At 62.7% G+C, this 17,697-nt stretch carries 16 protein-coding genes; 12 read left to right on the forward strand and 4 right to left on the reverse strand.

The features are described from left to right. Positions 1-170 precede the first annotated feature (170 nt). From OIM99_RS03050 to OIM99_RS03060, 3 genes are read left to right on the forward strand one after another with little or no spacing between them, the layout of a single operon-like run. Positions 171-1,490, forward strand: a complete 1,320-nt coding sequence (locus tag OIM99_RS03050) for a UbiA family prenyltransferase (protein WP_311848836.1) — start codon at positions 171-173, stop codon at positions 1,488-1,490. A 1-nt stretch (position 1,491) separates the two neighbouring features. After that, entirely contained in the window at positions 1,492-2,811 is a 1,320-nt protein-coding gene (locus tag OIM99_RS03055; RefSeq protein ID WP_311848837.1) for an FAD-binding oxidoreductase, read from the forward strand. Between the two features lie 5 nt (positions 2,812-2,816). Continuing rightward, entirely contained in the window at positions 2,817-4,532 is a 1,716-nt protein-coding gene (locus OIM99_RS03060; protein ID WP_311848838.1) for a hypothetical protein, read from the forward strand. Here the strand turns inward: OIM99_RS03060 and OIM99_RS03065 are convergent. Further along, the gene (locus OIM99_RS03065; protein ID WP_311848839.1) at positions 4,529-4,945 is read right to left on the reverse strand and encodes a DUF6636 domain-containing protein; all 417 of its coding nucleotides are present in this window, start codon (positions 4,943-4,945) and stop codon (positions 4,529-4,531) included. The two genes, OIM99_RS03060 and OIM99_RS03065, sit on opposite strands and share 4 nt — an antisense overlap. Before the next feature lie 134 nt (positions 4,946-5,079). Here OIM99_RS03065 and OIM99_RS03070 point away from each other — a divergent pair, with 134 nt between their 5' ends. Further along, positions 5,080-5,922 carry a folate-binding protein gene (locus OIM99_RS03070; protein ID WP_311848840.1) on the forward strand — a complete coding sequence of 281 codons (843 nt, stop codon included), beginning with the start codon at positions 5,080-5,082 and terminating at the stop codon, positions 5,920-5,922. Then, positions 5,909-6,634 carry a tRNA-uridine aminocarboxypropyltransferase gene (locus OIM99_RS03075; RefSeq protein WP_311848841.1) on the forward strand — a complete coding sequence of 242 codons (726 nt, stop codon included), beginning with the start codon at positions 5,909-5,911 and terminating at the stop codon, positions 6,632-6,634. Before OIM99_RS03070 ends, OIM99_RS03075 begins: the two co-directional genes overlap by 14 nt. 112 nt (positions 6,635-6,746) lie before the next feature. Here OIM99_RS03075 and OIM99_RS03080 read toward each other — a convergent pair whose 3' ends face one another. Then, the gene (locus tag OIM99_RS03080; protein WP_311848842.1) at positions 6,747-7,646 is read right to left on the reverse strand and encodes a hypothetical protein; all 900 of its coding nucleotides are present in this window, start codon (positions 7,644-7,646) and stop codon (positions 6,747-6,749) included. A 166-nt stretch (positions 7,647-7,812) separates the two neighbouring features. On the opposite strand from OIM99_RS03080, the gene OIM99_RS03085 reads away from it, so the two are divergent. From OIM99_RS03085 to OIM99_RS03115, 7 genes are all read left to right on the forward strand, one after another. Further along, a complete protein-coding gene (locus OIM99_RS03085) occupies positions 7,813-8,580 on the forward strand; it encodes a DNA-3-methyladenine glycosylase I (protein WP_311848843.1) in 768 nt (255 codons plus the stop codon). Beyond that, a complete protein-coding gene (locus OIM99_RS03090) occupies positions 8,580-9,206 on the forward strand; it encodes an HD family hydrolase (RefSeq protein WP_311848844.1) in 627 nt (208 codons plus the stop codon). The genes OIM99_RS03085 and OIM99_RS03090 overlap by 1 nt, the downstream gene beginning before the upstream one ends. An 18-nt stretch (positions 9,207-9,224) precedes the next feature. After that, positions 9,225-9,737 carry a protein-tyrosine phosphatase family protein gene (locus OIM99_RS03095; protein WP_311848845.1) on the forward strand — a complete coding sequence of 171 codons (513 nt, stop codon included), beginning with the start codon at positions 9,225-9,227 and terminating at the stop codon, positions 9,735-9,737. After that, complete coding sequence (locus OIM99_RS03100; RefSeq protein ID WP_409371497.1) at positions 9,737-10,732, forward strand: NUDIX hydrolase; 996 nt, start codon at positions 9,737-9,739, stop codon at positions 10,730-10,732. The genes OIM99_RS03095 and OIM99_RS03100 overlap by 1 nt, the downstream gene beginning before the upstream one ends. Positions 10,733-10,819: 87 nt before the next feature. Next, a complete protein-coding gene (locus OIM99_RS03105; RefSeq protein ID WP_311848847.1) occupies positions 10,820-11,986 on the forward strand; it encodes an acyl-CoA dehydrogenase family protein in 1,167 nt (388 codons plus the stop codon). Between the two features lie 68 nt (positions 11,987-12,054). Continuing rightward, complete coding sequence (locus tag OIM99_RS03110) at positions 12,055-13,230, forward strand: CaiB/BaiF CoA-transferase family protein (protein WP_311848848.1); 1,176 nt, start codon at positions 12,055-12,057, stop codon at positions 13,228-13,230. 3 nt (positions 13,231-13,233) lie between these two features. Next, complete coding sequence (locus OIM99_RS03115) at positions 13,234-14,916, forward strand: thiamine pyrophosphate-binding protein (RefSeq protein ID WP_311848849.1); 1,683 nt, start codon at positions 13,234-13,236, stop codon at positions 14,914-14,916. Positions 14,917-15,113: 197 nt separating this feature from the next. Here the strand turns inward: OIM99_RS03115 and OIM99_RS03120 are convergent, their stop codons facing one another. Both OIM99_RS03120 and OIM99_RS03125 read right to left on the reverse strand, forming a co-directional pair. Beyond that, positions 15,114-16,946 carry a cation:proton antiporter gene (locus OIM99_RS03120; RefSeq protein WP_311848850.1) on the reverse strand — a complete coding sequence of 611 codons (1,833 nt, stop codon included), beginning with the start codon at positions 16,944-16,946 and terminating at the stop codon, positions 15,114-15,116. A gap of 99 nt (positions 16,947-17,045) precedes the next feature. After that, positions 17,046-17,621, reverse strand: coding sequence for a hypothetical protein (locus tag OIM99_RS03125; protein WP_311848851.1), 576 nt, complete (start codon positions 17,619-17,621; stop codon positions 17,046-17,048). Between the last annotated feature and the right edge of the window lie 76 nt (positions 17,622-17,697).

Consider the following 17,697-nt stretch of genomic DNA (forward strand, 5'->3'; position numbering starts at 1 on the left):
ACTGCGCGGGCTCATGGAGCGAGCGATTTAACCAATTGTTAACCTTAACAAAAGGTTAAGCATCCGTCTCCCGACAAAATCCCGATTTTGTTCACCATCCGGCCGAGAATTCATTTTTCCGCGAGCCGGCATGCTATTGTGCGGCCATACAAATCCACGAGCTGACGCAGATGTTACAGGGACTGCAGGGCGGCGGCCAAACGATCGCGGTCAATCTCGACCGTGACCTTTTGCGCTCCAACGCGCCCGTCGAAACATGGGCGATTTCGCTCAAGGCAAAGCCGATGGCCCTGTTGCGGGCGCTCGGCCGCGTCTTCCGCCGCAAGCAAAGCCTTACCGCCGCCTTGGCCGATGAATTGCCGGTCGATCCGTCCGCTTTCGTCTACAACGCCGCCGAGATTCAGCGATTGAACGAAGCGCAGGCCAACGGCGCCAAGGTCGTCGTGGAAAGCACGCTGCCCGCCGCCTGGTCCGGCCCGATCACTGAACATCTCGGTCTTGGCAATCCCGGTCTTGGCAACCCCAGCCTCGGTATGAGCGAAGCTTCACCGCCGACCGCTTCGCAAATTCAGGTGACGAGCGGACCGGCGCAATCGCTGCGGGCGAAACTGCGCGCTTACGCCAAGGCCATGCGCCTCGAACAATGGTCGAAGAACATTCTCGTCTTCGCACCCGCCGTGCTGGCGCATCGTCTCGACGAAATACCCGTTTTTATCGCGACCCTGCTTGCCTTCCTCTGCCTCGGCCTGGTGGCCTCGTCGATCTACCTGCTCAACGACATAATGGATCTGAAGCAGGACCGGCGCCATCCGACGAAGCGCAACCGCCCCTTCGCCAGCGGTGCCTTGCCGGTTTCACACGGCCTGGTGTTGATCCCCGCGCTCTTGATCGGCGCGACCTTGATCGCCTCGCAACTGCCGCCGCTGTTCTCGGCGACGATCGGCGCCTATGTGGTGCTGAATTTCGCCTATACGTTCTATTTGAAGCGGCGGCTGATGGTCGACGTCCTGTCGCTGTCCGCCTCCTACACGCTGCGTATTCTCGCCGGCAATGCCGCCACCGGCATTGAACTGTCGTTCTGGCTGCTCGCCCTGTCGATGTTCCTGTTCCTCAGCCTGGCGCTGGTGAAACGCTATGTGGAACTCGATACCGTCACCGTCGATGACATCAACGAAAAGCGGGTGATGGGCCGTGGCTATCGCTATGGCGACATCGACATGGTGTCGCAGCTCGGCGTCGCCAGTGCCTTCTCGGCGGTTCTGGTGTTGGCACTCTATGTCGATCGCGCCGGCCGCAACGGGCTCTATAAAACACCAGAACTGATCTGGCTGATCTGCCCGATGCTGCTCTATCTGATGGCGCGCATGTGGTTTCTCGCCAAGCGACGCGAATTGATCGACGACCCCGTGCATTTCCTGCTCCGCGACTGGCGCAGCCATCTGATCGGTGCGGCGGCGATCGTCGTGATGCTCGCGGCAACGTGGTTTTGACATGAGCGTCAAGCTGCACGCCTGGGGACGGATCGCCACGGCCGATGTCGTGGCCCTGACCCCGAGCGACAGCGCCTCGGCCAGCTTGCCGACTCACGCCTATCTGCCCGTCGGCAACAGCCGCAGCTATGGCGACAGCGCCATGCCCACAGGCACCGCAATCCTGACACGCGGCCTCAATCGCATTCTCGATTTCAATGCGGAAACAGGCCTCCTGCGCGCCGAGGCCGGCATTCTACTTAGCGACGTCATCGCGCACGTGGCGCCACGCGGCTGGTTTCTGCCGGTGACGCCGGGCACGCAATTCGTGACGCTCGGTGGCGCGCTGGCCAATGACGTACACGGCAAGAACCATCATCGCGCCGGTAGTTTCGGTTGCCATGTGCGGGCCTTCGAGCTCATCCGTTCCGACGGTGCGCGCCTGCTCTGTTCGCCGCAAAGCAACGCCGGGCTTTATGCCGCCACCATCGGCGGCATGGGCCTGACCGGCCTCGTCACCTGGATCGAACTGGCGCTGAAGCCAACGCCGACCCCTGATGTGATCGAGGAGACCATCCGTTTCCCGAGCCTCGATCGGTTCTTCACGCTCAGCGCCGAGAGCGACGCTGCCTACGAATATTCCGTCGCCTGGATCGACAGTTCGGCGCGCGGCGCGGCGCTGGGACGCGGCCTGTTCATGCGCGCCAATCATGCCGATGCACCGGCAGCCCCACGCCAGGGCGTGCGCCTCGCGTTACCCTTCACGCCGCCGCTCTCGCTGATGAACGGCACCAGCATCGGCTTGTTCAACGCCGCCCAGTTCGCCTTGGCGAAAGAGGGTAAGCGGCGGCGCGGCTATGGGCAATTCTTCTATCCGCTCGACGGCATCGGCGGGTGGAACAAAGCCTATGGCCCGCGGGGCTTTCATCAGCACCAGAGCGTTCTGCCTTTGCCCAAGGCCGAAAGCGCCATCGCCGACATGCTGAACGCGCTGCATGAAGCGCGTATCCATTCCTTCATCAGCGTCTTGAAAATTTTCGGTCGGCAGGCTTCGCCCGGCCTTCTCTCGTTCCCGCGCGAGGGCGCGACCTTGGCGCTCGACCTGCCCAATCACGGGGAAGCGACGCTGCGGCTGCTCAGCCGGCTCGATGAGATCACCCTGCGCGCCGGCGGCGCCGTGAACCCCTATAAAGACAGCCGCCTGCCCCGCGACGTGTTCGAGGCCTCGTTTCCGTCCCTGGCGCAGATGCAGCCCTGGCTCGACCCGCTAGCGGCCTCGCAATTCAGCCGCCGGATCGGCTTTACCCATCATCCCAATTCAACCATCCTGGCCGCCGAGTGAAACCCGTGCTAACCGCCAACGACATGACCTTGTCGGACACCAAGCCCGCCGCGATCCTGAAGGTTTCGCCACTGACCCTGTTGGCGGTGTGCCTCATCGTCGCGATGGTTTTGCTGGCCCTGCCGATCCGCCTGCCGGTCGGCGGCAATTACTGGGACATCATCGTCTATTTCGATGCGGCGCATCGGCTGAACAACGGCCAGACCCCGCATACGGATTTCTTCACGCCGGTGGGCGGCCTTGGCTACTACCTGTTCGTCGCGGTGAAGAAGCTTTGGCCGCAGGCCAATCCGATCCTGGCGGTGCAATGGAGCACGCTGATCATCGCCGCGCCTTTGATGGCTTTGATCGTCGCCCAGGTCGACCGGCTGTCGCGGCCGCAGGCGCTGGGCCTGATCCTGCCCTTCATTCTGTTCGGCTTCCTGCCGATCAACGGCATCGAAGCCTATCCGTCGTCGACCTTCGATGCCTTCGGCAATTACAACCGGCAATCGGTGCTGCTGCTTTATGTTTTAGTCTCAGCGCTGATGTTCGTGCAGACGCGCGTGCTGCGTAATGTCGTCATCGCCATTCTACTCTCGGCCCTGTTGTTCATCAAAGTGACCGGCTTCGTCGTCGGTTTCGCGCTCGTCGCCTATGCGCTCGTTTGCGGGCGCATCAACTGGCGCGACTTCCTCTTTGCCCTCTTCGGCTTTCTGGCGATCAATTATGCCATCGAGCTGATCAACGGCATGTACAGCGAATATCTCGCCGACATTCTGCAATTGGTGACGATGAATCGTGGCACGTTCCTGCCGCGCCTCGCCGGCGTCATGACGCTGAAGTTCGACATGATCGCCTGCATCGCGGCACTGCTCGCCATCACTGCCTGGGAAGCCCTGCCGCGCCACGCGGCAGCGGTGACGAGCGGCAGTTTTCAGACGCTCTTTGGCGCGGCCCGCAAACTCCTCAATTCAAGCGCCGCCTGGCTCGCCGTTACCGCTGCCGGCGCGATCATTTTCGAAACCCAGAACACGGGCAGCCAGGAGTTCATCTTCATCTGGCCGGTGCTGCTCGGCATCCTGTGCAAGTGGAAGTCCAGCGTCGACAAGCGCCGGCCGGTGGTGTTGCTGCTCATCGCGGCGATCACCTTGCCGGTGGCCCTGCATACGCTTTATCGCGCCACCCGCGCCACCGCTGCCGCCATCGCCTATCAGCCGCTGCCGGCCGAATATCTCGACCGTCTCGGCCGCGCCAGCGCCGGCAAGGCGCTCATCGCCCGGGCGCAGATCCTCAACGATCATTATGCCCGCTTCCAGGACAGCTATCGGTCTTTAGCCAAACAGGATCAGTTGCCGTCCCTCGCCTTGCATGCCGAACCCGACTATCAGATCGCCTGGTTGTTGAATGTCGACGCTGCGGCGAAAGCGCTGGTCGATTATGAAACGCGCAACAGCGTGCATTTCGACAGCGTGTTCTCGCTCGACTTCGTCGATCCGTTCTCCTACCTGCTCAACCGCAAGCCGATCCGCAATGTGTCGATCGGCATCGATCCGACCCGCACGTTCCCGGCCTTGACGCCGGAGACCGTCACGGAGATCGCCAATATGGGGGCCATTCTGATCCCCAAATGTCCGATCACCAGTTTCCGCGATCAGATTCGCGACGGTTTCGAACCGGCCTTGCGCAACCGGCGCACGGTGGAACTGACGCCGTGCTGGGATCTCTCGCTGCGCAACTAGAAAACGCGCTGGCGCGCCCGCGACAATTCAAAACCGGCACCGCGTCCGTTGCGGCAGAGCATGCCGGTTTCCGCCGAATGGCAGGTGAAGCCGCCGCGCGACCAGACCGCCCCATAAGGCAGCACCGGCAGGTTCGGATCGGCGACCGTATCGCCGTGACAGATGCGGGCCCCGCGCGTCGATCGCTGCAAGATTTCGAAGGCGTTGCCCCAATCGAGATCGCATTCGCGCGGGCGCGGCGGCGGCCGGTTGGTCGTCTGCATGATGTCACAGCGCAATGACGCACTGTCTTCATCATAGCTGCAATGGATATTGCCCGACGGCGCGCGGAAACTGTCGCCCTCCGCAGCCTGAGCGGCCGGGATCCACGCCAGGCCCAGAACGGCCGCCTGCAGCAGTTTCAGTAATGACATGGCATCCCCCGATCCACCTAAAAGACCCGCATAGCTTAGAACGAGATCAAGGACTTGTGCCATTTCGCACAGCCACGCCGAAACCCTATCGAGTTGCCGCTTGCAGTTCTCGCCATCGGGCTTAACTAGGGTCCATGACCAACGCTGAGACCGACACCGCCACTCAGGCGACCCTGCTGACCGGACGGGCGGTTTTGCGCGTGACCGGGCGCGACAGCCGCGATTTCCTCAACAATCTCGTCACCAGCGATATTGAGAAACTGCAACCCGGCGAAGGCCGGTTCGCCGCGTTGCTGACACCCCAGGGTAAAATCCTGTTCGATTTCTTCGTCGTTCCCGACGGCGACGGGCTTTTGATCGACTGCAATGCCGCGCAGGCCGCCGATCTCGCCAAAAGGCTCGGCTTCTACAAACTGCGCGCCGACGTGCGCATCGCCGATGAAAGCGCGGCGCTGGCAGTCGCCGCCTGGGCGCAGGAACCGCCGCCGGGCCAGGCGCTGGCCTTCCGCGATCCGCGCCATGAGGGGCTCGGCTGGCGCGTCATCGGGCCACCCGATGAACTCGACCAGATGGGCGTCGAGGCCGGCGGCGAGGAGGCTTATGCCGCCCGCCGCATTGCGCTTGGCGTGCCGGAAGGCGGTGCCGATTTCGCTTATGGCGACGCCTTTCCGCATGAAGCCAATATGGACCGGCTGCATGGGGTCGATTTCCGCAAGGGCTGCTATATCGGCCAGGAGGTGGTGTCGCGGGTCGAACATCGCGGCACGGCGCGCAAGCGCATCGTGCGCGTCGGTTTTACCGGCTCCGCGCCGGCGCGCGGCAGCGACGTGCGCATCGGCGACATCGCGATCGGCCAGATGGGCTCTTCGTCCGGAGAACAAGGACTGGCACTCCTTCGGCTCGACCGGCTAGACGATGCCGCCGCGCCCGTGGCCGCGGACGGCGTGACATTGAGCGTGTCCCGTGACCCAAGCTGAAGGCCGGCGCCCGCATCGGCGCAAACCCGCTCCCCGTCCCGCTTTGCCCGCCACCTTGCTGGAAGGGCCGCTCTGCGCCCATTGCGGCAAGCCGGAGGCGCTGTGCGTCTGCGATGCCATCGAACCGATCAACAATCGCGTCGAGCTCCTGGTGCTGCAACATCCGCAGGAACAGGACAAAACCCTGGGCACGGCGCGCGTCGCCGTCACCCATCTGGCCAAGGCCACCTTCCGCATCGGCCTGTCCTGGCCGAGCCTGTCGGCGGCGCTCGACCGCGACGTCGATCCCAAGCGCTGGGCGGTGCTGCACATGGGCGCTTCCCCTGAAGAGGACGCGCCGCAGGATCGCGACATCGCCTTGCTCGACCGCCACGGCGCCCCAGCCGGCAACCAAGCCGCCGCCATGCGCGCCATCGACGGCATCATCCTGTTCGACGGCTCATGGAGCCAGGCCAAGACGCTGTGGTGGCGCAATGCTTGGGTGCTGAAATGCCCCCGGCTGGTGCTGCGCCCGACGCAGTCCTCGCTTTATGGCAAACTGCGCAAGGAACCGCGCCGCGAGGGCCTCTCGACCCTGGAAGCAGCCGCCTTCACCCTGAGCCGGCTGGAGCACAAGCCCGAGATCGAAAAGGCCATGCTGTCGACCTTCCGGCGTATGCTGCAGCGCTATCGCTCCGCCTTGGAACCGCAAGGCGGCTCCCACGCACCTTAAAGCGCGCAATTGCTCGTGGCATTGCATCCGACATAGCAAGGCTGAAGGCGCAAATCCCTTTCGAGATGTAGGCTTAGGAGAGGAGGCCGCACGTAAAAATTCTGCGTTCCTACTAGACTGAACTTATAGATCCGCTGATTTGAGTTATCGCTTTTGTATAAGCCGCTATCTTTTCTGCCTCAGCCTTGGCCTCCTGATCTTGCTGCAAAATCCACACGATCGACTGCTTCAATATCTCAAAATATTTGAGGCATTCGCTTTCATTGAGTTCGTGAACTCCTTTGCTCAAAATGTTGTAGATGATCGCGTTCTTGACCATAAACGCAGGTAGGAAAGAGCTAAGAAAAGTGATTTTCTCGGCCATACGCAGCTTTACGAACTCTGCGTCCTGCCATCCCATCGCATCCTTGTGCGCTGTGAACCTCTTAAGTATCAGGCGTTCAAAAATTCGTCTCAGATAAACGAACGAACCTATGCCAACGCCATGAGCGGCGAGCCCTATTGCCATATGCAACTCTCGCGAATCCGAACGCTCTAAGACATTTCTAAACGTTTTGCTTTCGTCGTTGGCAATGTCCGCTAAAGAGGGAAGTTGCCCAACCTTTTGTATGATCAGATCATCAATGCGAACGAAATAATATAGTGCGTGTTCGCGATCACGGGCGCATATTAGAGAAACTGTATCGAAGGACTTTCGGCTTTGAATATTGTTCCAGGGGTCGCCCCCTGGCACCCCTTGGCCGGAAACGGCGAAGGTGGATTGCCTACAGCAGAACGGACAATGGCCGTCAGCCGTCCGTTGTTGACGACGATACAGAACTTCAATCTCTTCGATACAACCAGCCAAATCTAGTCGCTGATACAATGGTTCTTGAAAGAGAAATTCTTCAACTGTCGTAAACGGCTTAATTGCATCACTGCCATCTGAGTCCACAGAGCGCTCCTCTTCTGATTTCATTACAAGTTTAGATTGAGGTGCAAAAATAAAAAAGCCCACCATGACTGAAGACAAGTCAATAGCCGATCATCGGAAGGTCTTAGATTGTAGCTTGGCGTCGGCTGACACCGGGTTTTTACCGCAAACGCCACCCAGTAGCACCGGGCATTACTTGGGGCTTTCGGGCGGTTGATTTTTCCGGCTCTTCCCAATCGGTAGTCAGCCGCGTTACACCTTTCCCATGCCGACCCTGAAGAAAACCACCGCGAAGACCGCTTCGAAACCCGCAGCCAAAGCCGCGCCGAAGGCCAAGGCCAAAGCAACGGCTAAACCCGCTGCCAAATCGGCAGCGAAGCCCGCAGCAAAACCTGCTCCTGGCCCGAAACCCCTACGGCCACCCGTCACCCACGCGGACGGCATCGCCCGTTGCCCTTGGCCTGGCGAAGACCCGCTTTACGTCGCCTATCACGACGAGGAATGGGGCGTGCCCGAGTGGGACAGCCGGGCACTGTTCGAGAAGCTCATTCTCGATGGCTTCCAGGCCGGGCTGTCGTGGATCACCATTCTGCGCAAGCGCGACGCCTTCCGCAAAGGCTTCGACGGTTTCGAGCCGGCGAAGATCGCCCGCTATACGCCGGCCAAGGTCGAACGGCTGATGCAGGACGAAGGCATCGTCCGTAACCGCTCCAAGATCGAAAGCACGGTGAAATCGGCGCGCGTGTGGCTCGACATCGAGAGCAAGCAGGGCTTCTCGAACTATCTGTGGGATTTCTTCGACGGCAAGCCGCTGCAAGGCGGGCGCCGGCACATGGGCGAGATCCCGACAGAATCGGACATCTCGCAGAAAATCTCGAAGGACTTGAAAGGGCGTGGCTTCAACTTCTGCGGCCCGACCATCGTCTATGCCTTCGCCCAGGCGGTCGGCATGGTCAACGACCATCTCGTCGGCTGCCATTGCTACGAACGCTGCGCCCAGCTCGCCTATCGGCCGAGCCACGGGACAAAATGATGGCGCGGCGCCCTGTTGTTGCGCCGCGCGCCTTTCAACGCATGTTGTCAGGCCGGCGCCTCGATCTGCTCGACCCTTCGCCGCTCGATATCGAGATCGAAGACATCGCCCATGGCCTGGCGCGCGTGGCGCGCTGGAATGGCCAGACCACGGGTCCGCATATCTTCTCCGTCGCCCAGCATTCGGTGCTGGTGGAACGCATCGCTGCCGATCTCGATCCCGGTCTGCCGGCGCGCTGGCGCATGATGATCCTGCTGCATGATGCGCCCGAATATGTGATCGGCGACATGATCTCGCCGTTCAAGGCGGTCATCGGCGAGGATTACAAGAGCGTCGAGAACCGCATTCTCGCGGCCATCCATCTGCGCTACGGTCTGCCGGCCGCGCCGCCGGCGGCACTCGTCAAAATGACCAAACAGGCCGACCGCGCCGCCGCCTTCATCGAGGCGACGCGGCTCGCCGGCTTCTCGATCGGCGAGGCTGAGCAATTTTTTGGCCGGCCGCAGATCAGCGCCCGCAATATCGACGCACTGGTGTCATCTATGGACGCGACCACCGCCAAGACTTTGTTCCTCGAGCGATTCGTGGAACTGGAAAGCGAAATGCACAGCACGACGAAAGGCTGACTGAACAAAGGCTGATCCATGTCCCGCATTCACGTCTGCTCGCTGGCGAAGATCGAAGACACAGTGCGCGAAACCGGCGCGCGCAGTCTGATCACGCTGATCAACGCCGATACTCCGGTGACGCGCCCGACGATCATCACCTCAGAGCGGCATCTGTTGCTGTCGATGTCGGATATCGTCGAACCGATCGAAGGGCACCTGCCGCCGCAATCGGCCCATGTGGACACTTTGCTGACCTTCGTGCGCCATTGGGACCGGCGCGAGCCGCTGCTCATCCATTGCTTCGCCGGGGTAAGTCGCTCGACGGCGGCGGCCTTCATCACAGCCTGCGCGCTTTTGCCCAGCCGGAATGAGAGCGAATTGGCGCAATTGATCCGCACCCGCTCGCCGACGGCGACGCCCAATGCGCTGCTGGTCTCCCTCGCCGACCAGGCACTCGGCCGGGGCGGGCGGATGAGCCAGGCGGTCTCCGCCATCGGCATGGGCGAAATGTGCTACGAAGGCGTGCCCTTCATGCTCGAGATCGATTGATCGTGACGAAAGCCCCCTCTCCCCGCAGTCTGCCCGTCGAAATCAATCTGACCGCGGCGATCGCGACAGTCGTCGGGGACGATCCGGCCATTCTGGTGGCCAATGTCGGGCGCAATCGCGGGGAAGCGGCTCTCCCATCAGGCCCGTTCGATCCGCTGGCGCACCGCACCTTCGACATCGGCCTGCGCACCTGGGTCGGCGAACAGACCGGCGTGCCGCTCGGCTATGTCGAACAGCTTTATACGTTCGGCGATCGCGGCCGGCATGCGCAGGAAGGCGACCGCAAACATGTGGTGTCGGTCGGCTATCTGGCGCTGACGCGCCAGGGCCCGGCGAAGGAGAGCGCCATACCCCTGGCGTCGGGCGCCAGTTTCCGGCCCTGGTATGGTTTCTTTCCCTGGGAAGACTGGCGCAGCCGCAAGCCCAACATCATCGACGCCAATATCGTGCCGGCGCTGCGCAAATGGGCGGTGCGCGATCCCAACCGGCCGAATGCCTATGGGCTGACGCGAACGGAACGGGTGCGCATGCTGTTCGAGGACGATGGCGGCCGTTTCAACGACGAGAACGTGCTCGACCGCTACCAGCTTCTCTATGAAGCGGGCCTGGTCGAGGAAGCACGGCGCGACGGCCGCGCCAGCCCGTTGATCGAGGACACCGGCCCGCTTGGCGAGCCGATGCGCGACGACCATCGCCGCATCCTCGCCACCGCCATGGGCCGGCTGCGCGCCAAGATGAAATACCGGCCGGTGATTTTCGAACTGATGCCGGAAAGCTTCACGCTGACGGCCCTGCAACGCACCGCCGAGGCGCTGGAAGGCCGGCGGCTGCACAAACAGAACTTCCGCCGCTTCGTCGAAAACGCCGCCGTGGTGGAGCCGACCGGCGGCACCTCGACCCGCACGGGCGGGCGGCCGGCGGCGCTGTTCCGCTTCCGCCGCGAGGTCATTCAAGAGCGCCCGGCAGCAGGCCTGCGCGTCGGCGTCCGCGGCTAGACGAAATCCGCTTGCCTTGGCGGTGCGATATCCGCTTGGCTTGGTGGAAACCAAGACGGCTCAGACCGTCGTTGCGAGAGGGCGTCCATGGACTTCGCGCTGACCGATCAACAAGAGCACATCCAGGATGCGATCGCCCGCATTTGCGCGGATTTCGACGATGCCTATTGGCTGAAGCAGGATCGCGAGGGCGGCTTTCCACACGACTTCTATCAGGCTTTGGCGGAGGGTGGATGGCTCGGCATTTGCGTGCCGGAAGCCTATGGCGGATCAGGCCTTGGCATCACCGAGGCAGCCGTGATGATGCGCACCATCGCGGAATCGGGGGCCGGCATGTCGGGCGCATCCGCCGTGCATATCAATGTGTTCGGTCTCAACCCCGTCGTCGCGTTCGGCACGGAGGAACAGCGCCAACGCATGCTGCCGCCGATGATCGCCGGCCACGAGAAGGCCTGCTTCGCCGTGACGGAACCCAATACCGGGCTCAACACCACGCAACTCAAGACGCGCGCCATCGCCAAGAACGACCGCTATGTCGTCAACGGCCAAAAGGTCTGGATATCGACGGCGCAAGTGGCGCATAAAATTCTGCTTCTGGCGCGCACCACGCCCCTGGAAGACGTCAAACGGCCGACCGAAGGTCTCAGCCTGTTCTATACCGATTTCAATCGTCAGCAGATCAAGGTGCATGAAATCGAGAAGATGGGCCGCAAGAGCGTCGACTCGAACGAATTGTTCTTCGAGGATTTCGAAATCCCAATGGAGGATCGCATCGGCGAAGAGGGGCTGGGCTTCAAATATATTCTTGAGGGCATGAATCCCGAACGGATCCTGATCGCGGCCGAGGCCGTGGGCCTCGGCAAGCTCGCTCTGTCGCGCGCCACCGACTATGCCAAGAGCCGCGTCGTCTTCAATCGGCCCATCGGCCAGAATCAGGCCATCCAGCATCCCCTGGCGAAAAACTGGGTCGAACTGGAAGCGGCGTGGCTGATGGTGCTGTCGGCCGCCTGGCACTACGACCAGCGGCTGCCCTGCGGCGCGGCAGCGAATGCGGCGAAATATTTCGCCGGCGAAGCGGGATTCCAGGCCTGCGAACAGGCGGTGATGACCCATGGCGGCTTCGGCTATGCCAAGGAGTTTCATGTCGAACGCTATCTGCGCGAAGTGATGATCCCGCGCATCGCGCCTGTCAGCCCGCAGCTCGCACTGAGTTTCATCGCCGAGAAAGTGCTGGGGTTGCCGAAATCCTATTAGTCGGCGTTAGATCGGCCGATCCACCGGTGCTATAGACAGAACCCTCGTTTGCTACCTTCTGGAGACCCATGACCGCTCCGCTTGCCTCCGTCCGTGTGCTTGAACTTGCGCGCATTCTCGCCGGTCCCTGGTGTGGCCAATTGCTTGCCGATCTCGGCGCCGACGTGGTGAAAGTGGAGCGCAGCGGCGCCGGCGACGATACGCGCCAATGGGGCCCGCCCTTCATCGAAGACGTGAACGGCGATCCGCTGGCCGCCGCCTATTTCTACGGCTGCAACCGTGGCAAGCGCAGCATCGAGGCGGATTTCGAAACGCCGGAAGGACAGGCTTTGGTGCGCCGGCTGGCGCAACATGCCGATGTCGTCATCGAGAATTTCAAATTCGGCGGCCTGAAGAAATATGGTCTCGATTACGAGAGCCTGAAGGCGATCAATCCGCGCCTCGTCTATTGTTCGATCACCGGCTTCGGCCAGACCGGCCCCTATGCGCCGCGTGCCGGCTATGACTTTCTGATTCAGGGCATGGGCGGCGTCATGCATATGACCGGCGAGCCCGATGGCCCGCCGCTAAAATCCGCCGTCGCCATCGCCGACGTGTTCACCGGCCTCTATGCGGCCAATGCGGTGCAGGCGGCTCTGATCCGGCGCAGCGAAACCGGTGAAGGCGCTTACATCGATTGCGCTCTGCTCGATTCACAAGTGGCCGTGCTTGGCTATCAAGCGCTGAATTATTTCGCGTCCGGCAAGGTCGGCGGCCGCATGGGCAATGGCCATCCCAATCTCGTGCCTTACGACGTCTATCCGGTGGCCGACGGCAATGTCATTATCGCCACCGGCAATGACGGCCAGTATCGCAAATTATGCGACATCCTCGGCGCACCGGAACTGGCTACCGATCCGCGCTTTCTCGTCAACAAGGACCGCGTCACACGGCGGGCCGAGCTGACGGCGCTTCTCAACGATCTGACGCGCAAATTTAAGCGCAGCGATCTGCTGGCGAAGCTGGAAGTAGCGCATGTGCCGGCCGGGCCGATCAACACGGTGGTCGATGTTTTCGACGATCCGCAGGTGATTGCGCGCGGCATGCGCATCGATCAGCCCAATCCGCGCGCCAAGGGCGGCACGACGCCGGGCGTGCGCTCGGCCATCGTCATCGACGGTCAGCCGGCGGCGGCTGAACGCCCGGTGCCGGCGCTGGGCGAACACACGCAAGACGTGCTGACCGACAAGGCCTGGGGAGGTTAGCCGATGACCACCGCGCCGACTAATGCCCGCACGGGCGCGCAGATCCTCGTCGATCAACTGACCATTCAGGGCGTCGAGCACGTCTTCTGTGTGCCGGGCGAATCCTATCTCGCCGTGCTCGATGCCTTCCACGACGCCAAGATCAACATTACCGTCTGTCGTCAGGAAGCGGGCGCCGGCATGATGGCCGATGCCAGCGCGCGGCTGACGGGCCGGCCCGGCATCGTCTTCGTGACACGCGGCCCCGGCGCCACCAATGGCGCCCATGCGATCCATATCGCCGAACACGATTCCGTGCCGCTGATCATGTTCATCGGCCAGGTGGAGCGCGGCATGCGCGGGCGCGGCGCCTTTCAAGAAATGGACTATGAGCGCTATTTCGCCTCCACAGTGAAATGGGTCACGGAGATTGACGACCCGCAGCGCATTCCCGAAGTGGTGGCGCGCGCCTTTCACGTCGCTTTGCAAGGACGGCCCGGCCCGGTGGTGATCTCGCTGCCGGAAGACATGCTGGTCGAAACAGCCAGTGTTGCCGACGCCTTGCGCGTCGAAGCGGCGCAAGCCGCGCCCGGCACCCATGATCTGGCACGGCTCACGGAACTGCTGGCGCAAGCCAAGCGACCGATCGCCATTCTCGGCGGCAGCGGCTGGTCGCCCGAGGCTTGTGCGCAATTCCGCGCTTTCGCCGAGGCCTTCGATCTGCCGGTCGCGGCCTCGTTTCGCCGCACCATGCTGTTTAACGGCGAACATGCCAATTATGCCGGCGAGCTGAGCCTGGGCGCCAATCCGGCGCTGGTGAAGCGGGTGCAGAGGGCCGATCTCGTTCTGTTGATCGGCGGGCGGCTCGCCGAAGTGCCGTCGCAAGCCTATACGCTGCTCGACGTGCCTGTGCCGCGCCAACGGCTGGTGCATGTGCATGCGGATGCCGCTGAGCTTGGCCGCGTCTATCAGCCCACATTGGCGATCAACGCCACGCCGCAGGGTTTTTGCGCAGCGCTCGGCACGCTGTCGCCGCCGCAGACGCATCCCTGGAGCGCCGAAACCAAGGCGGGGCGGGCCGATTATCTCGCCTTCTCCGGACTCGATACGCCAATCCCCGGCGACGTGCAGCTCAACCAAATCATGCTGTGGCTGCGCCAGCGTCTGCCCGCCGATGCCATCGTCACCAATGGCGCCGGCAATTACACCACCTGGCTCGGCCGCTATCTGCGCATCCGCCAATTCGACGGCCTGCTGGCGCCGGTGTCGGGCTCAATGGGCTATGGCCTGCCGGCGGCGGTCGGCGCGAAGCGGCTGCATCCCGAGCGCATGGTGGTCAGTTTCGCCGGCGACGGCTGTTTCCTGATGAACGGCCAGGAATTCGCCACCGCCGTGCAATATGATCTACCGATCGTCGTCGTGGTCATCGACAACGGCATGTACGGCACGATCCGCATGCATCAGGAGCGGGAATATCCCGGCCGTGTCTCCGCGACCCTGCTCAATTCGCCTGACTTCGCGGCGCTGGCACGCGCTTATGGCGGCCATGGCGAGAGCGTGGTGAAGACGGAGGAATTCGCGCCGGCCTTCGAGCGCGCGCTTGCAGCGGGTAAACCGGCGATCGTGCATGTGAAGATCGATCGCGACGCCATTACGCCGGCAACGACTTTGACGAAGATTCGCGAAGCGGCGTTGAAAGGCCGCTGACGGGCTGTTGAAGGACCTCGGTGTCATCCCGGACGCTTGCGCAGCAAGCGATCCGGGATCCAGGGGCCACAAGCGCATGCTGCTCGTCTTGATGCTCGCAAGAAGATGCGGGCGCGATCGAACATTCTACCGCTCGCCCCTGGATCCCGGATCACGCTACGCGTGTCCGGGATGACACCGAGGTTTGCAACAACCTGCTATTCGCTCTTCTCAGTCTTCTCGGCCTTGGGCCGGCCCATCGCCTTGACGCGCGTCGACATGCGGATGGCGCGGCGTTGGCGCGCGCCTTCCGTCTTGGGTTGCAGCAGGGAGCGGTATTCGTCACGCTTGTCGTGGATCGAGGCGATGACATAGCCCATCGGCACGCCCATATCGACGAGCACGGCTTCGGCCAGTTGCAGGCTTGCTTCGATCGTTTCGGGCACCGCGTCGGTGGCACCGATCTCATAGAGATGGGTGGCGTGGTTGGCGTCGCGGGCGCGCGCCACGATGGTCAGTTCCGGCTGTTCGCGATGCGCGGCTTCGACGACCAGTTCGACGGCTTTGGGGGAATCCATCGTCACGACGATGCCGCGGGCGCTGCCGACACCGCATTTCTTCAACAGCTCGGCCCGCGTCGCGTCGCCCCAATAGATCTGCATGTTGGGATTGCGCTCGCGCTCGCGTTGCACGAGGCGGATATCGTCATCAATGGCGATGAAGGGAATCTTGTGGCGCACCAGCATATCGCCGACGAGCGTGCCGACGCGGCCATAGCCGACGATGATCACCTGACCCGCCACCACATCGACCGGCGCGGAAAATTCGTCGGGCACTTTCACTTCCGGCCGCACGGGCGCCCATTTGAACGTCAGTGACGCGATGAACGGAATGGCGATCATCGACAAAGTGACGGCCACCATCACCTGCGCGCCCGTCACCGCCGCCACGGCGCCCTCGGCCACGGCGGCGGTCAGCATGACGAAGGCGAATTCACCACCCGGGCCGATCAACAAAGCGGTTTCCCGCGCCACCGGGCTGGCGAGCCCGACGAGGCGGGCAATGCCATAGAGTAGCACCGCTTTGCCGGCGAAGAGCGCGACGGCGAGGCCGAGCGTTTCGGCCGGCTGGCGCACGACATAGGACAGATCGAGGCCGGCACCGACCGAGACGAAAAACAGGCCGAGCAGCAGGCCCTTGAACGGCTCGATCGTCACTTCCACTTCGCGGCGGAATTCGGTTTCCGCCAGCAGGAGGCCGGCGATGAAAGCGCCCAGCGACATGGACAGGCCGCCAGTGGCGGTGGCGACGCCGGTGCCCAGAACGACCAGCAGACAGGCGGCCATGAAGAATTCGGTCGAGCGTGTCGCCGCCACCAGATGGAACAGCGGGCGCAGGATCAGGCGGCCGACGCCGACGATGACCGCGAGCGCCGCCATGGCCGGCAGCAGCGCCGTCAGCAGCCCCATGCCGAAGCCCATGTTGGTGCGCGGATCGAGCATCGCCACCAGGAACAGGAGTGGCGCGACCATCAGATCCTGGAACAGCAGGATCGAGAAGGTGGCACGGCCGCTCGCCGTGTTCAGCCGTTTGCGCTCGGCGATGACGGGCACGATGATGGCGGTGGACGACAGCGCCAGCGCGCCACCAATGATGATCGCCGCCGGTGCCGGCTGGCCGAGCCAGATCGCGACCAGCGCGATCGCCACCGCCGAGATGAACACCTGCAAGGCACCCAGGCCGAAGACCAGTTTGCGCATGCGGTTGAGACGCTCGAACGACAGTTCGAGGCCGATCATGAACAAGAGGAAGGTGACGCCGAGTTCGGAAACCTTGGCGAGCCCTTCGATGTCGGACAGGCTGATCGCCGCGATCCACGGATGCACGGAAGCGAAGCGGCCGAGGCCATAAGGACCGAGCAACAAGCCGGCGCAAATGAAGCCCAGCACCGGCGATATACGCAATCGGCGGAACAACGGGACGACAACGCCCGCTGTCACGAGAAAAAGCAAAATCTCGCGATAGTCCCCGATCTCGTTGTGGGTCGCCAATGGTCCGTCCGTTTATTTGATCAGATCATCCCTACATGATTCTGATGCGAATGGAATCGCAACGGACGACAGAAAACCGCAATAAACGCGCGGGATTTGTTAAATGCGCGGAATATATTTAGCGACCTGCCCGCTCACCGTGCCACCCAGCGACCAGACGCCATCGAACATCTGACGCGGCGAGGGCACATATTCGGCGACGCGCGAGACGACGCCGCGTTGCGGCACGCCAGCCGCTTCGTTCACCGCCAGCGGCGCCGCCGAAGCGACATGCGGCCGGGTCAGGGCCGGGCGCGGCGGCGGCAGAACACTCGCCACCTTGCTGTGCTGCTTATCAAGCTTGCTATCGAGCTTCCTTGGCGCCTTCAGCTCGGCGCGGGGCACCGGCGTTGCATTGGCGAGCTTCAGCGGCGGCAGGGACGGCCCGTCGAAAACCTCGCGGGTCGCTTCGCTGACCAGTCGCTCCGGCGCCACCTTGGTCAAGGCGAAGGCGGACATGTCGGCCGCCAGTTTCTCTTCCTGGCGCTTCGACATGGTGCTGGACATCTGCGTCGGCTCGACCGCCGGTGCCGGATGCAATTTGCCATAGAGATTGGCGCCCCAACCAAGGACAGCGATCGCCACCGCCGTGAAGACGAGCGGCAAGGTCGCCTCGAAGGCCGACAAGGATTGCACTTCGGCTCGCGCTTGCGACTGTATCTGGGACCGCGCCGCACCCATGATCAACACCCCGATGATCGTAAAGACCCGT

It is taken from the genome of Methylocella sp. CPCC 101449, assembly GCF_031921685.1.
Taxonomy (GTDB): domain Bacteria; phylum Pseudomonadota; class Alphaproteobacteria; order Rhizobiales; family Beijerinckiaceae; genus Terripilifer.